16 protein-coding genes and 1 pseudogene are annotated in these 13,279 nt (G+C 67.6%); 9 read left to right on the top strand and 8 right to left on the bottom strand.

What is annotated here, in order from left to right; translation table 11 throughout:
* Positions 1–8 precede the first annotated feature (8 nt).
* The 3 genes from L3i22_RS17030 to L3i22_RS17020 all read right to left on the bottom strand — a co-directional run bounded on the left by L3i22_RS17030 (position 9) and on the right by L3i22_RS17020 (position 2,959).
* Positions 9–1,328, bottom strand: coding sequence for a YcaO-like family protein (locus L3i22_RS17030; RefSeq protein ID WP_221327942.1), 1,320 nt, complete (start codon positions 1,326–1,328; stop codon positions 9–11).
* Positions 1,329–1,608: 280 nt separating this feature from the next.
* On the bottom strand, positions 1,609–2,544 hold the full coding sequence (locus L3i22_RS17025; protein WP_221327941.1) for a cation diffusion facilitator family transporter: 936 nt from the start codon (positions 2,542–2,544) through the stop codon (positions 1,609–1,611).
* Positions 2,545–2,587: 43 nt separating this feature from the next.
* Positions 2,588–2,959 carry a cell wall-active antibiotics response protein gene (locus tag L3i22_RS17020; RefSeq protein WP_221327940.1) on the bottom strand — a complete coding sequence of 124 codons (372 nt, stop codon included), beginning with the start codon at positions 2,957–2,959 and terminating at the stop codon, positions 2,588–2,590.
* Between the two features lie 192 nt (positions 2,960–3,151).
* Here L3i22_RS17020 and L3i22_RS17015 point away from each other — a divergent pair, with 192 nt between their 5' ends.
* Entirely contained in the window at positions 3,152–3,649 is a 498-nt protein-coding gene (locus tag L3i22_RS17015; protein WP_221327939.1) for a hypothetical protein, read from the top strand.
* 280 nt (positions 3,650–3,929) lie between these two features.
* Here L3i22_RS17015 and L3i22_RS17010 read toward each other — a convergent pair whose 3' ends face one another.
* A complete protein-coding gene (locus L3i22_RS17010) occupies positions 3,930–5,090 on the bottom strand; it encodes a mCpol domain-containing protein (protein WP_221327938.1) in 1,161 nt (386 codons plus the stop codon).
* A gap of 99 nt (positions 5,091–5,189) precedes the next feature.
* Here L3i22_RS17010 and L3i22_RS17005 point away from each other — a divergent pair, with 99 nt between their 5' ends.
* Positions 5,190–5,381, top strand: a complete 192-nt coding sequence (locus L3i22_RS17005; RefSeq protein ID WP_221327937.1) for a hypothetical protein — start codon at positions 5,190–5,192, stop codon at positions 5,379–5,381.
* A 189-nt stretch (positions 5,382–5,570) separates the two neighbouring features.
* Here L3i22_RS17005 and L3i22_RS17000 read toward each other — a convergent pair whose 3' ends face one another.
* Positions 5,571–5,786: a hypothetical protein gene (locus L3i22_RS17000; RefSeq protein WP_221327936.1), complete on the bottom strand. Its 216-nt coding sequence runs from the start codon at positions 5,784–5,786 to the stop codon at positions 5,571–5,573.
* Positions 5,787–7,181: 1,395 nt separating this feature from the next.
* Here L3i22_RS17000 and L3i22_RS16995 point away from each other — a divergent pair.
* Both L3i22_RS16995 and L3i22_RS54615 read left to right on the top strand, forming a co-directional pair.
* Positions 7,182–7,781, top strand: a pseudogene (locus L3i22_RS16995) (DUF6461 domain-containing protein); the annotation flags it as partial.
* Entirely contained in the window at positions 7,667–8,026 is a 360-nt protein-coding gene (locus tag L3i22_RS54615; protein WP_370644542.1) for an RCC1 domain-containing protein, read from the top strand. The pseudogene L3i22_RS16995 and the gene L3i22_RS54615, both read left to right, overlap by 115 nt.
* On the opposite strand, the gene L3i22_RS16990 is transcribed toward L3i22_RS54615, so the two are convergent.
* Positions 7,917–8,780, bottom strand: a complete 864-nt coding sequence (locus L3i22_RS16990) for a Pr6Pr family membrane protein (protein ID WP_221327934.1) — start codon at positions 8,778–8,780, stop codon at positions 7,917–7,919. The genes L3i22_RS54615 and L3i22_RS16990 overlap by 110 nt on opposite strands.
* A gap of 159 nt (positions 8,781–8,939) precedes the next feature.
* On the opposite strand from L3i22_RS16990, the gene def reads away from it, so the two are divergent.
* A complete protein-coding gene (gene def / locus L3i22_RS16985; protein ID WP_221327933.1) occupies positions 8,940–9,485 on the top strand; it encodes a peptide deformylase in 546 nt (181 codons plus the stop codon).
* Here def and L3i22_RS16980 read toward each other — a convergent pair.
* Positions 9,414–10,385 carry a DMT family transporter gene (locus L3i22_RS16980; RefSeq protein ID WP_255658314.1) on the bottom strand — a complete coding sequence of 324 codons (972 nt, stop codon included), beginning with the start codon at positions 10,383–10,385 and terminating at the stop codon, positions 9,414–9,416. The two genes, def and L3i22_RS16980, sit on opposite strands and share 72 nt — an antisense overlap.
* An 82-nt stretch (positions 10,386–10,467) precedes the next feature.
* Here L3i22_RS16980 and L3i22_RS16975 point away from each other — a divergent pair, with 82 nt between their 5' ends.
* A complete protein-coding gene (locus L3i22_RS16975) occupies positions 10,468–10,932 on the top strand; it encodes an Lrp/AsnC family transcriptional regulator (RefSeq protein WP_255658312.1) in 465 nt (154 codons plus the stop codon).
* A gap of 123 nt (positions 10,933–11,055) precedes the next feature.
* Positions 11,056–11,598 carry a DUF3558 family protein gene (locus L3i22_RS16970; RefSeq protein ID WP_221327932.1) on the top strand — a complete coding sequence of 181 codons (543 nt, stop codon included), beginning with the start codon at positions 11,056–11,058 and terminating at the stop codon, positions 11,596–11,598.
* Here L3i22_RS16970 and L3i22_RS16965 read toward each other — a convergent pair.
* The gene (locus L3i22_RS16965; protein ID WP_221327931.1) at positions 11,582–12,223 is read right to left on the bottom strand and encodes a DUF309 domain-containing protein; all 642 of its coding nucleotides are present in this window, start codon (positions 12,221–12,223) and stop codon (positions 11,582–11,584) included. The genes L3i22_RS16970 and L3i22_RS16965 overlap by 17 nt on opposite strands.
* Positions 12,224–12,327: 104 nt before the next feature.
* Here L3i22_RS16965 and L3i22_RS16960 point away from each other — a divergent pair, with 104 nt between their 5' ends.
* A complete protein-coding gene (locus L3i22_RS16960; protein ID WP_255658311.1) occupies positions 12,328–12,822 on the top strand; it encodes a flavin reductase family protein in 495 nt (164 codons plus the stop codon).
* Positions 12,822–13,226, top strand: a complete 405-nt coding sequence (gene sodN, locus L3i22_RS16955; RefSeq protein ID WP_221327930.1) for a superoxide dismutase, Ni — start codon at positions 12,822–12,824, stop codon at positions 13,224–13,226. Before L3i22_RS16960 ends, sodN begins: the two co-directional genes overlap by 1 nt.
* Positions 13,227–13,279 lie beyond the last annotated feature (53 nt).

Genomic DNA, 13,279 nt, shown 5'->3' with positions numbered 1-13,279 from the left:
CGGTGACATCAGGCGAACGGCTGCGGCCATGAGTTGAGCTCGTGCTCCGCCCGGCTCGGGTGACCCATCCGGACCGGCGCCTCGTAGAGCCGGGGACTGCCGAGGAAGCGCGAGCGGTAGGTGAAGGAGAGCGGCAGCAGCCCGGGGATCACCGCGCGGACCACGGTCATCCCGACGCGCAGGGCCTCGTCCGGGGTCAGATCGACGAGGTACGAGTCCAGCCCGCTCGCGTCCAGCCGATCGAGCACCAGCCGCAGGTCCGCGGTCGAGTCGCCGGCGGTCAGCGTCGGCATCTCGGACAGCCGGCGCCGCGCCGGGCTGTTCAGCAGGAAGTCGAACGCGTCGGCCCGCTCCGGGGCGGCCATGTAGATCGCGCCGTCGGACACCCCGGTGAAGTCGTGCACGTCGTCCGGCGCCCGGTCACCCTGCAGGGCGATCCGCACCGACACCGTCTCGGAGATCGCCTTCGCGGCGGCGGCCTGCGGGTCGAGGCCGGTGGCGCAGGCGACGACGGTACGGCAGGTCGGGTGCTCGCGCGCGATCGAGACCGCGTACACGGTCGGGATCCCGAGGTCGGTGGTCGCGTCGAACAGCTCGACGGTCACGTCCCGGTCCGCGCACAGATCCAGGAAGCGCCGCAGCTGCGGCCCGACCACGTCGAGTTCGAGCCGCGGCAGGGCGAGCCGCTGCAGCCAGATCAGGCTGATCGCGTCGCGCTCGATCACCTCGCAGAGCGCGCCGCAGATCGCCCGCGCCGGGTCGTAATGCGCCGCCGCGCCGGTCGAGATCGGGTTGGTGATGCTTTCCGCCCCGTGCGCGGAAAAGTGCATGTAAACGAGGACCGCCGGAATCCAGGACAATTTCCGGGTACGCAGATTCATCCCCCGCACCCAGCGCATCTGCGCGGTTTTGTCGGGCACGGCGATCCCGCAGTGCGGGTCGGCGAGCTCGGTCGCCGACACCCGGGGCAGCGCGTCCAGGTCGAGCGCCTCGTCCCCGAGTTCCTCGGCGGACGCCCAGCGGATCTGCTTCTCGTCGAAGATGCAGTTGGCGTACCGTTCCAGCGCCTCGGCGATCCCGACGATCCGGGCGAGTTCCGGGTCCACCCCGGTCCCGGTGCCGTCGAGGCTGCCCAGGCACTCCGGCCCGCACAGGTTGGTGATCACCGTCGACACGTCGCCGAGGTCGGCGGAGAACACCTGCAGCGGCGGGTTCGACGGTTCGACCGCCAGCTGCGTGACGGTGGTTATCAGGCCGCCCAGTGGCGAGACCAGGTCCTGCAGCGTGCCGGTGGTCCGCCGCGCCGCCTCTGCGGCAACCGCACTCATCTCCGCGCACCCTCTCGGTCGTTGGCTCGGCGCCGGCCGGGGGTGGCCGGGCGCTCGGTTCGGCGCCGGCCGGGGGTGGCCTGACGCGCCCATAAGCCTGGACCGGAGAAAGCCCGCTTCGCTGGGGTTTACGGAAAATGCAGCCTGGGTACTTTTATGCACCTTTTGTTACGATGTAGAGACAGTAACCGGCCACCTATTCGGTCGTTCTGATCGGCCCGGTAGGCAATGCGGAGACCGCAATTCATCGGCCATTGCCGTGCCCATTCCCGGGCCGCAATCACTCCAGAGTGACCGTCACCTGGGTGATCGACTCGTCATCCAGAAGAGCATGCCGCAAGCCCGTCACCCGGCTCACCAGATCCCGCTCGCCGGTCGGCGTCACCCGCAGGTTGACCAGCAGCTGCGACGGCCCGACCCAGACCGCGTGCAGATCCCGGATCTCGGCCACCCAGTCCTCGGCCGCGACCCGCTCGCGGATCGGATCGAGCACGTCGGCCGGCGCCGACTCGTCCAGCAGCAGCCCCTTCGACCGTCGGGCCAGCAGGAACGCGACCCCGATCAGCAGCAGGCCGATCGTCATGCTGCCGACCGCGTCCCAACCGGCCCACCCGGTCACCGCGTGCAGGACCAGCGCGGCCAGCGCCACCGCCAGGCCGATCAGGGCCGCGGTGTCCTCCAGGAAGACGGTGGTCGCGCTCGGATCCGAGGAGTGCCGCAGGTGATGCCGCATCGACCGGTCCTGCTCGCGGGCCTCCTCGCGCAGCTGCTTGTGCGCGGTGTACCAGGAGTAGCTCTCGAACCCGGCGGCCACCACGAGCACACCGACACCGACCCAGAGCGACTCGACCGGCTCCGGGTTCATCAGGCTGCGCACCCCCTCGCCGATCGACAGCACGCCGCCGACCAGGAAGATGCCCAGCGCGGCCAGGAACGTCCAGAAGTACCGCTCCTGCCCGTACCCGAAGGGATGCCGCGCATCCGGCCCCTTCCGCGACTTCCGCAGGCCGACCAGCAACAACACCTCGTTGCCGGTGTCCGCGACCGAGTGCGCGGCCTCCGCCCACATCGACGCGGACCCGGTCAGGAACCCGGCGACGATCTTCGCGATCGCGATGGCCAGGTTGGCGGACACCGCCACGATCACCGTCCAGGCGCTGCCTTTTTCCTTATTACCTTCTTCTTCGGTACGGCCGTCGCCCGCGCTGTTGTCCACGAGTGCGCCGATACCCGGCCCACCGGAAGCGCACACTTGCCGATCAGACGCGCTCCACGTGAATGCCGCCGACCAGCCCGAACGCCCGCACCTTCACGACGATCTCGTCCCCACCGGTGACCGGCGCCGCGTTCCGCACCGGGCCGAAGATCCGGAACCCCTCGGGCACCACGCTCACCCCGGCCGGGACCTGCAACGACACCCCACCGACCAGGCTGAACTTGGTGATCCAGTACGGCTCCCCGGGCACCAGGCCGGCCCCGCTGAGGTCCAGGTTGAGCCCGCCGACCGTGCCCACGAACCGCATGTCACGCGGCATCTTCCAGCCGCCGCGGCGCTTGAGCCCACCGAAGAGTGAGACGTACCAGGCTGCCCCGTCCCGGCCACTGAACGCCGGCGAATCCGTGTGATCCATACCCACGACACTATGGACGACCATCGCTGTCCCCCGAGGCTGATCGTCACGCCCCGTCGATGACATCTGTCATCCCGGGACGCACATGCCGCTCTCCGGGAGCAAGATCCTCTCGCCGACGTTCTGACCAGCCGATGAGCAGGGTCGAATGCCGAGGTCCAGGCCGTCACGGCGGTTGGGCCGGGACATGAGATGCGTGGCGAGATGAGCTCCTTTCCGGCCGGTGCGGACGCGAGGCCGACGACCTCGGCGTACCTCGTCACCCCAGGAACAGGCGTCGGTTCGATCATGCTGGGACAGGACCGCGACGAGGTCCGGCGCCAGCTGAACGATGGCCTCAGTTGGCTGCACACGGCCGGCTCCCGAGAATCGGCGGAGGACCAATTCTTCGAGGGCCGTCTGGTGGTCCAGTACGGCCCCGACCTCCGGGCCAACCGCATCTTCGTGACCTTCGGGGGCGACGTTCTGCTGGACGGAATCAACCCGATCCCCGCCTATCCGCTGACGATCGAGGACCTACGCCCACTGCTGGCGCACGCCGGTCACCGGTTGATCGAACTGGAGGCCGGAATCGAGATCGCCGACGCCGGCATCCAGATCCTGACGATGCGACCATCGCCGTCGAGCGACGGACCGATGCCGGTCGCGTGCGTCGCCATCACCGCACGCACCCCCTCACCAGTGCATTAGCCGCACTCGCCCGTGAGCACCTCGGACAGAGAACGGGCGGCAGCAACCATCCGGCGCCAGAGCCCCTACTCGACGACTTTGTTCTGCGTCTGAAGGCCATTACCCCAACTCTGACGGCCCGGCCTGAACCGACCGCTCTCCAGCGGGACGACCCATCAATCTCATGTGCCAGCCAGCTACCACGCACATCTCCACCGGCAGGCTCAACTGCCGGTGGAGATTGCTGACCCCTCACCGAGAATTCGATGAGTAAAGAATTGCCGCACTTAGTTTATTCTAGTCACAGGGACCGATAAGACTTGGTTACGTTCTTTCCGGAAGTTTTGGCGGACCTTAACGCAATGAAGGCACTCCGAATATCCGGTCCATACCCGCACGAGAAGTGAAAGTCAATGCACGTCCGTGAAATTTCCAGTTCACGAAGGAAAATTTCGACAGCATTCCCATCGATCTCAAATAGCGCACTGTCGCCGCCGAAAGAAAGTTGTTTAACGCCAGAGACGGCTGACAGGCGCCGACTGAGTAACTCCAGCGCGTCACCTACCGCCGCACTTGCGTCGAGCACACCGTTAGTATCGTTTTGAAGCATTCGGTTCTCGATCGCCTGGCCTACATTATCGCCATCCAAAATCGCCATGACTGACGCTTGCAAGCCTGAAGAAGGCTGCGTTTTTCGCGGTACTCCATTGTCGTGTGGAACTAGGCGACTACCATTAGGCAAGAACGCGCCAGCCGTGAAGGAAACGAGCGACGATCCGTTCAGGAAAAGTCGAACAGGGACTTCTTGTCGACCGTACTGCTCGACACAGTATCGCAGCCAGGCCTCCCTCAAGGCGGCAATGCTTCGCCCAGATGTCCCATCTTTCATGCCCTCTGCCAACGCAGTCCAATCGACCACGACCTCAAGCGTACGGTCGCAAACATCGTCTGCCTCTGTCAGGTACCGTGTGCCAGGGGCCCCTGAGGCGGCGCGGCGCGCATCGCTAAAGAATGCAGCCTGGCGATCGTCGACCTCGTTTCGATCTGAGGCCGCGTAAACGATGAGGGCCAGTCGCTCCGTAGTACCAGAAAGTTGCTCCCTCCCAACGACCATCACATCTGATATTCGTTCAGGTCTCGGCGACGACATAACATCAGAAAGGTTCGTCTCATTGAGATTTACGGTGCCATCATAGATAGAAACCTGATGGACTATGACCTGCACCCGAAAATCTGTTGTTAGGACCGAAGAAAGTGCTTGAATTCCAGGGCGCGATGCCGGAGGAATAACATTCCGAAGTAGTGACCCTAGCGCAAAAGCGTCCGGATTGCGAGCAAGGAAGTACAAGAATAAACTAGTGTCGTCGTTCGTAAGCAACTCCGCCTCATCGAGCCGGAAGCGCATAGTTTTCAACGCCCACTCGGCTCGACTAGCAGGCTTTCCGACGAGATCATCTCGCATGGGACCAGTTCGAAACCATGTCCGATGCCGAGACTGCATCCACTTGTCAACTTGGGAAAGAGCCGGCCTTTCTAACTCTTTATCCCCCGGGCTGGGCAGGTGAACAAAGACCGCGACCCCGCTTCGGCGGCGATTTCTGAAGTATTGTATTACGAGAATAGCCGCACCTATAAAAGCTACGGCGGTGAGGATAGAAAGACCTTTGGGGAGCCCTTCAATAATGTTTGGAATGCCGCCACCAACAAGCGCGGCAGAGAACCACCAGGCGAGATCCCTGATCTCGACCGTTGACAACTTCGGCCGAAGCTTCGCCAAAGGGACATCCTTCCGGCATTTGATTTCGCTATTACGACGTGAGCCGTTAGCAGAAATATTCTAGCGCATGCCTAAACGCAAGAATATTCTCATGCCACCGTTCATGCGCCGGGCTGCAGATAAGGTGATAGGTTCGCCGTTTTGGGTACCGAACGGGTTTCAGCGCTACCGAGGCGGCTCGACGCCTGCCTGGCGGAGCCGCCAGCGCGCAGCCTCTCGATGCTGTTCGCTGAACAGCGGATCCCACCTTGAGTTGAGGATCTCCCATTCGATGGTGAGTTCCGGTCGCCCCGCTTCAACAAGGCGGCCGAAGCCAGCCTGAATGTCTCCGCTAACAACGAGACGGCGGGCAGCCTCCGCCGCGTGCAGATTCGCGATCATTCCTATCCACACAGTAGGGTGATATGGCGGAGAGAGGTGCCGGCAGGCGTCGATCGCAGCATTACAGACCGACTCGAACTCCGCCTCAAGATCTGCAAATGGGCGACCACTATCTCTGCTGCCAGTCGACACGACTCCAGGACCCCCAACTTAAATCTGGTCTTGCGGCCGGCTGCATTGTCCCGGAGACGTTTCCCCCGCGCAAGACGGTCGACCTTGGTCCACTCGCATGTAGCCGCCGTCAGCGCTCAGACCGGTACCTCGTGCTTCACAGGCGATGACTGGTGTTCTTCCGCCAGATGTCCATCACGGAGCCGGACGAAGGATCTGCCCGGGCCAACCGCACCGATTGATTCGCCAGGGGCAACTACGATCTCGACGTGCGACGACTCCGGTAGATCACCGTGGCCGTTGTCATGGCCCTCGCTATCGGTGGGTCGCGTCCGCGGCTGCGGTGCCCGGGTTGGCGGCCACCGTATGTTCCCAGTGCTACGGCCTCACATCGCTGCAGACCGGCCTCTACGCGGACCGGGACGATCCCCGCTGATCGACGACGCCGACCGGCGTACCGCGAGCTTCTACGGCTCCCGCCTCAGCAACTCACCCGTACTGATCTGCTCCACGGCATCCTGCTATCGCCGCCTCGGCGGCGGCGGGAAAGAGCCGCGCGACGCAGTTGATCGCTCACGCTGTCGCCGGCCGGGATCAACGCGACGATCGCCAGCCACTAGCTGTTACATGCGAATTCCATCAGCGTCTCCGGCCCGCACGCGGCAAAGTACCGCAGTGGTTCGGCGAAAGGCTGGCGGTGCTCGTCACCGACGATGCTTGCTACCTGCAACCGGCCTCGACCGAAATCGCTGCAATCTACCTACGAGCAAGCGTGACTGGTCATGTGCGAGGACCGGCATACTGCTACGGCATGCGGCACCAGTCGGCGATGTCTTCAGGCGGGAGACCTGGTCAGCAGGTGGGTTAGCGCGAATGCGGTCCGGCCGCCGTCATCGACCTGATCGGCAAGCTGCGGTCCGGGGCCAATTGGCCGACGCAGCAGTTCTTGTATGCATCCGGTCGGTACGGGGCCTGGGGACGAACTCTGCGACACAGAGCATTCGCACATCCTCCCCGGCCTGCCGCCGGGATAGCAGGGTGGACGCTTCCCCGGCAGACTGCGGTGAGCCGCGCACGGCGGCTTTCGGGGAGCGCTGGAGCCGGTCCGATGCCCAGCTCGGATGGCTCCGGCGGTGGGTTTTCGCGTCGCGCTGGTCACAATCGGTGGGGCTGCTTTACTGGTCAACATGCGCAGACGCAGTCTGCTGGCCATCCTCGCCGGGCTGCCTGTCGCCGGCTGCACCAAAACGCCCCCACCGGCCGGGTCCTCGCCGTCGCCGGTAGATCCGGCAGAACCTGCGGTCGCGGCGGCTTCGTTCACGCCCTGGCCGCCGCGGGGCGCCGCGGCGGTGCCGGCGGACTACGCGTGGCTGGTCGGGGATCCCGGATTCACCGGCATGGGGTATTGCCTGGCTGCGCGCCGTCACTCCCGCCGAGCTCGCCGACCGGATGGCGGCCCATGACAAGGGCATCCATCCCTGGGATTCGGTGCCCGGGCCGGGTGACGACGACGCGATGCTGGCCATCACCGACACCGGCCACTGGAGTCTGATGGTCGAGTACAACGGGGTCACGGCCATCGACGACGACCTCCTGCGAAGGCTGTCGGCCGGCACGCGCCTGGTCGCGAACTATCGGAACGTCGAGGACGACGGCCGCTTCGTGCTGGCCGACGACGGCGTCATCGTCGCCGACTTCGAGCCCGCCGTCCCGGAGCCGATGTCCGGATCCGCCCCGGACCGGATCCGCGCCGAAATGGCCGGGCTGGGCTGGGCCGACTCGTCCCGCCGGGACTACAACGAGGCCGCGCTGGTGCTCACCGAAAGGCTCACCGGTGTTCCCCTGACCGAAGAGCTGTTGTCCGGCTCCAGCTTCCTGGCGGCGACCATCCCCGACCCGCTCCGGTAGCTCAGGCACCGGCCGCGGGCAGCCACCACACCGTCGGCGTCACTGCGGCCGGCCGGGTCGTGGCCGCCGGCAGCAACGGGCACGGTCAGGGCGACGTCGCCGGCTGGACGCTCAGGCCGGCCGGCGGGGCTGCCAGACCCCGGGCGGCCGCTCCGGCGACGGCGACCAGGCCGACGGCGACGGCGGAGGAGGCGGGGGCCAGGCCGACGGCGCCGGGTTGAACAGGGTGGGCCGGGTGGTCTCGGACCAGACCGGCGCCGCCGGACCAAGCGCGGGACCAAGCGCGGACGCGGGCGCGGGCGGGGCCCCGAGGGCGCCGAAGTCGGTGACCGGCGGGGTCGGCGGGTCGGGCCAGTTCGGGTTCGTGACCGGCGGGGCGGGCCGGACCCGCGGGCGCCGCAGCCGGTCCAGCCCGATCAGCAGGGTCCCGAGCACCCCGAATCCCGCAGCCAGGCCCCCGATCCACATCCCGACGCCGGGCCACCCCAGACGCTCCGGGTTGAGGAACGTATACGGATACGGGAACCCGAGCTGCCCTCGCCCCAGCGCGATCCCGGCATACCCCAGCGGATACAGCATCCACAGGAGCACATCGCCCCACCGCGTCACGCCGTACGGCCGGAAGAGCAGCCAGTCCACCAGCACCATCGCCGGGAGCACGTAGTGCAGCAGGAACGACGACCAGTCGGCGATCGGGTCCGGCCCGGTCAGGCCGGGCAGCGGGTTCGCCCCGCCGGCCAGCACGAAGTGCAGGACCAGGCCGCTGAGCAGCAGCCAGGACAGCACCGCGGCGCGTAGCCTCGGAGCGGCCGCCTCGGTCGTACGCCGATGGCCCATCAGATAGAGAACCGCAAGGTAGTAACCGACCGCGATGAGCGCGCTCTGGGTCGTGTAGGCGACGACCCCGTAGTCACCCGCATACAGCCCCGCGACCCCGGCCAGCACGATCAGGACACGCCACGCATATACCAACATCGACGCTCACCTCTCCCCTGTCCTCTGCGACTACGCCTGCCCGCCGGGACCGGTTCAGCAAAGGACGTGCCACGAAGAGAACGGCGCCGACTGGTCGCGGGACCATCGGAGGGCGTACGAAATAGTGGAACCATCGACGGTGATTCCTGGAGGCCCGCTGTGACCGTAGTTCCCATCCGGAAGGTCGGTGACCCGGTGTTGCGCCAGGTCGCGGCCCCGGTGATCGATTTCGACGCCGAGTTGGACAGGCTGGTCCAGGATCTGACCGAGACCCTGACCCGGTCGGGCGGCGCCGGCCTGGCCGCGCCGCAGATCGGGGTCGGCCTGCGGGTCTTCGCGATCAGCCCGGAGCTGCCCGGCAACGACCTGCGGCTGGATCATCTGGTCAACCCGGTGCTGGAGTTCCCGGACGAGGCGGAGCAGTCCGGCCCGGAGGGCTGCCTGTCCATCCCCGGCATCTACCTGGACACCCGCCGCCGGACAAACGTGCTGGCCAAGGGCTACACGAAGAAGGGCGACCCGGTCCAGGTGGTCGGCGACGGCATCCTGTCCCGCTGCATGCAGCACGAGACCGACCACCTGGACGGCATCCTGTTCATCGACCGGCAGGACGAGGCGGGCCGGCAGCGCCTGCTAGACACGCTGCGGGAGGCCTCCTGGTTCGACGGCCTGCCCCGGCCGGAGGTCCGCGTCAGCCCGCACTGAGGCCCGCACTGACGCCCGGGCCGAGGCTCGCTCTGCGGCCCGGGCCGATGCCCGGTTGTAGGTGACGACACCGCCGGTGACCAGCGTCAACGCGACAAGGATCCCGGCGGTGACCGGCTCGCCGAAGATCGGCACGGCCAGCAGCGTGGTCAGCACGGGGCTCAGCGCGCCGGTCACCGCCGGGATGCCGCTGCCCAGGCAGCGGACCGCGTAGACGTAGCTGAACGTGGAAAAGATCCCGGTGCCGATTCCCTGCAAAACCACAAAGATTGCGACGTACGACCGGGGCGCCGCCCCCAGATGCGCCGGCAGCACCCCGCTGACCTCCAGGGCCAGCGCCGCCAGCGCGGACGGCACGCACACGACCAGCACCACGCTGATCAGATCCAGTCGCGTGTGCCGCAGCGCGATCGTGTAGACCGCCCACGCGCACCCGGCCGCGAGCAGGATCCCGATCCCCGCGACGGTCCCCGCCGACCTGGTCAGCACCGCGGTCGCCGCGACCCCGAGGGTGATCGCCACCAGCGCGAGCAACCGCCGGCCGGTCGGCCGGTCGCCGCCCCGCACGGCCAGGATCACCGCGACGAACAGCGGCACCGAGCCGGGCAGCAGCAGCCCGACCAGCGCCGCCGAGGTCAGGCTCCCGCCGAACGCGGAGAGCAGGAAGTGCGGCAGCCCGGCGAGACTGATCGCCAGGATCGTGCCGGCCCGCTCCCGGCGCACCGCCCGGAACGCCCGGGGCAGCCACGGCGCCAGCAGCAGCGCGGGCGTGCTGAAGCGCAGGACGGCGGCGTCGACCGGGGTCAGGCCGGAGCCGCCGATCCCGCGGATGGTCAGGGCGAACGTCGCCCACAGAACGACGGCGACCGCTAGCGCGGCCAGGCCGCTTCGACGATGCATGCGGGCAAGGCTATGAAGATCCACGGGGCACGCGATTGCGTATTCTGCCAGGATCCCGTCCCGCAGTGGCAGAATCTGCCACGTGACGACCTTGGACTCGATCGACCGGCGGATTCTGCTCGAACTGCAGCGCGACGGCCGGCTGACCAATCAGGAGCTGGCCGACCGGGTCGGGCTCTCCCCGTCGCCGTGCCTGCGCCGGGTCCGGCAGTTGCAGGAGTCCGGGGTGATCGAGCGCTACGCGGCCGTCCTGTCCCAGGACGCGGTCGGGCTGCCGATCACCGCGTTCGCCCGGCTGACCCTGCTCTCGCACGCGTCGGCGGTGGTCGACGAGGTCGAGGCGAAGCTGCGGGCGATCCCCGAGGTGGTCGAGGCGTACCTGCTGGCCGGCGACGACGACTACCTCGTGAAGATCGTCATCCCGTCGTTCGCCGCCTACGAGGAGCTGCTGCGGCGGGAGATCCGGCCGATCCCGGCCTTCGCGTCGATCAAGACGACGTTCGCGTTCGCCGTGACGAAACCGCAGTCCCCGCTGCCCCTGCCCTGAGGCGGTCCAGCACGGCGCGGCCCGACGCTGACGGGTGACTTCAGCGCTTCTCCTCTGGGGTTGACCACCTCGCTCATGATGCGATTCAGCTGGGACTTTCCCCCGCCCCCAGAAGGAGCACCCGTGAAATACCCCCTGGTCGCACTTGTCTCGATCGCCGCGCTCGGGATCGGGGGCTGCGGCGTGCTAAACAACGCCGACAGCGACAAGTCCGCCGAGCCCGCCGCGACCGCGCAGGCGACGCCGGCCACGGCGAAACCGACCGAGGACACCGGCGCCACCGGCTCCGTGAAGGACCAGGGCGACATCCCGAACCCCTGCACGCTGCTGTCCAAGGCCGAGGTGACCAGCCTGACCGGCCGGACCATCACCCAGATCGACGAGGACGGCGCGGACGACGGCGACGTCACCCGCTTCTGCCAGTGGCAGCAGAACGACGGTCAGCTCGCGGTGTTCCTGAGCCGCACCACCGAGGCCGAGTTCAAGGTGACGACGGCCGACGCGACGAGGGTGGACGGGGTCGGCGAGGACGCGTACTCGGCCAGCGGGCACCTCTACGTGCTGTACGGCACGGTGCAGATCGACGTCTACTCGCGCGGCGACGCCGAGGAGCAGAACATCGTCACCGCCACGAAGGTCGCGAAGGTGATCATTCCGAAGATCTGAGCCGCGGCGCGAGCATCTCCTCCGGGATCGGCCCATGGCCGATGCGCGCGGCGAGATCCCGGGTCCAGGTGGTCAGCGCGGCCACCGGAATCCCGTGCGGAGAGATTTCGGCGTACGCCGAGATCCGGTCCCCGGCGCGGGACAGCAACCGCACCGCGCCGACCTCGTTGCCCCGCCGCAGATGGGTGACGCCGACCGCCAGCTGGGCCAGCCCCTTCCACAGTTCCCGGGTGTCGTCGTCGCAGGCCTTCCACGCCCCTTCGAGCACCTCGTGGGCGTGGAACGGCCGGCCGGCGGCGAGCAGGTGCTCGGCCTCGCGCAGCGCCTCCGCGGGCGGGAGCACCAGGTCCTCCGGGGTGGTCGGGATGCCGGTCATGCCGTGCGGCAGGGGGCGGCCGAGACCGTCGCGCGGGCGGGCGTTGCGGGCACGGCCGGCGGCGTCCCGGTCGCGGACCACCTCCACGGCCGGCGCTCCGGTGAACCCCCGGCCCGCCTCGCCGGGCTGCCGGCTCACCTCGCCGAGCTGCCGGCTCGCCTCGCCGGGCTGCGGGGCGGGGACCTCGTGGCCTTCCGGGGCGTCGGCTGACGCCGTACCGAAATCGTGGTTCGAAGGTCCTTGGTTCATGTCCTCATACTGCCCCGGAACTCCACAGAAGCGAGAACTGGATGACGAACTGCCTGGTCAGGGGCGTTTGACATGAAGTTGACTTGAGGTTTTAGCGTGGGGCGGTGGATCTAGGAACCCTGAACGGTGTCGGCGAGCGGATGAAAGGTGCGTTCCGGCAGTACCCGACCGGCGTCGCGGTGATCACCGGCGCCGGCCCGGACGGCCCGGTCGGCCTGACCGCCTCCAGCGTCGCATCGGTCGGGGTCGACCCGCCGGCCTTGTCATTTTCGGTCATGGGTACCTACTCGGCGCGGATCTTGCTGGCCGCGCCGAGCTTCGTGGTGCATCTCCTCGGCATCCGGCACGCCGGGCTGGCCGGGCACTTCGCCCGCTCCGGCGGCGAACGTTTCACCCCTGACCAGGGGTGGAGCACGCTGCCGACCGGCGAGCCGATCCTGCTCGACGCGGTCGCCGCGCTACGGGCCGAGCCCCTGCACCTGGTGCCGGTCGGCGATTCGACGCTGGTCGTCGCGACCGTCGTCGAGGTGTTCCACGGCCCGGCGGACCGCCCGCTGATCCACCATTCCCGCAAGTTCGTGACCTCGGAGGAATCCTGATGCGCCTGCCGCGTCTCCTGCTCCCGCGCACCGTCGTGAGCGCCCACTGCGACCTGCCCTGCGGCGTCTACGACCCCGCCCAGGCCCGCATCGAAGCCGAGTCGATCAAGGCGATCGCCGAGAAGTACCAGGCCAGCGCGGATCCGGAGTTCCGGACCCGGGCGATCCTGATCAAGGAGCAGCGCGCCGAGCTGGTCAAGCACCACCTGTGGGTGCTGTGGACCGACTACTTCAAGGCGCCGCATTTCGAGAAGTATCCGCAGCTGCACCAGCTCTTCAACGAGGCCACCAAGCTCGCCGGCGCCGGCGGCGCCAAGGGCTCGGTCGACCCGGCGATCGCCGACCAGCTCCTGGCGAAGATCGAGGAAATCTCCAAGATCTTCTGGGAGACCAAGCAGGCCTGACCGCTTCCGGCTGGCGCTGAGGGCCGCAATCCGGCCCTGAACATGCGCTTACC

It is taken from the genome of Actinoplanes sp. L3-i22, from assembly GCF_019704555.1.
Classification (GTDB): Bacteria; Actinomycetota; Actinomycetes; order Mycobacteriales; family Micromonosporaceae; genus Actinoplanes.
Note: the sequence above shows the minus strand (reverse complement) of the source record. Positions and strands in the feature narration are given on the sequence as shown.

Excerpts from the sequence above, each read along its gene's own strand:
- L3i22_RS17015 (WP_221327939.1), top strand. The coding sequence starts at position 3,152 with ATGCGTGGCGAGATGAGCTCCTTTCCGGCCGGTGCGGACGCGAGGCCG.
- sodN (WP_221327930.1), top strand. The coding sequence starts at position 12,822 with ATGCGCCTGCCGCGTCTCCTGCTCCCGCGCACCGTCGTGAGCGCCCAC.
- L3i22_RS16990 (WP_221327934.1), bottom strand. The coding sequence starts at position 8,780 with ATGTTGGTATATGCGTGGCGTGTCCTGATCGTGCTGGCCGGGGTCGCG.
- L3i22_RS17020 (WP_221327940.1), bottom strand. The coding sequence starts at position 2,959 with ATGGATCACACGGATTCGCCGGCGTTCAGTGGCCGGGACGGGGCAGCC.
- L3i22_RS17010 (WP_221327938.1), bottom strand. The coding sequence starts at position 5,090 with ATGCGAGATGATCTCGTCGGAAAGCCTGCTAGTCGAGCCGAGTGGGCG.
- L3i22_RS17030 (WP_221327942.1), bottom strand. The coding sequence starts at position 1,328 with ATGAGTGCGGTTGCCGCAGAGGCGGCGCGGCGGACCACCGGCACGCTG.
- L3i22_RS17000 (WP_221327936.1), bottom strand. The coding sequence starts at position 5,786 with ATGATCGCGAATCTGCACGCGGCGGAGGCTGCCCGCCGTCTCGTTGTT.
- L3i22_RS16980 (WP_255658314.1), bottom strand. The coding sequence starts at position 10,385 with ATGCATCGTCGAAGCGGCCTGGCCGCGCTAGCGGTCGCCGTCGTTCTG.
- L3i22_RS16965 (WP_221327931.1), bottom strand. The coding sequence starts at position 12,223 with ATGAACCAAGGACCTTCGAACCACGATTTCGGTACGGCGTCAGCCGAC.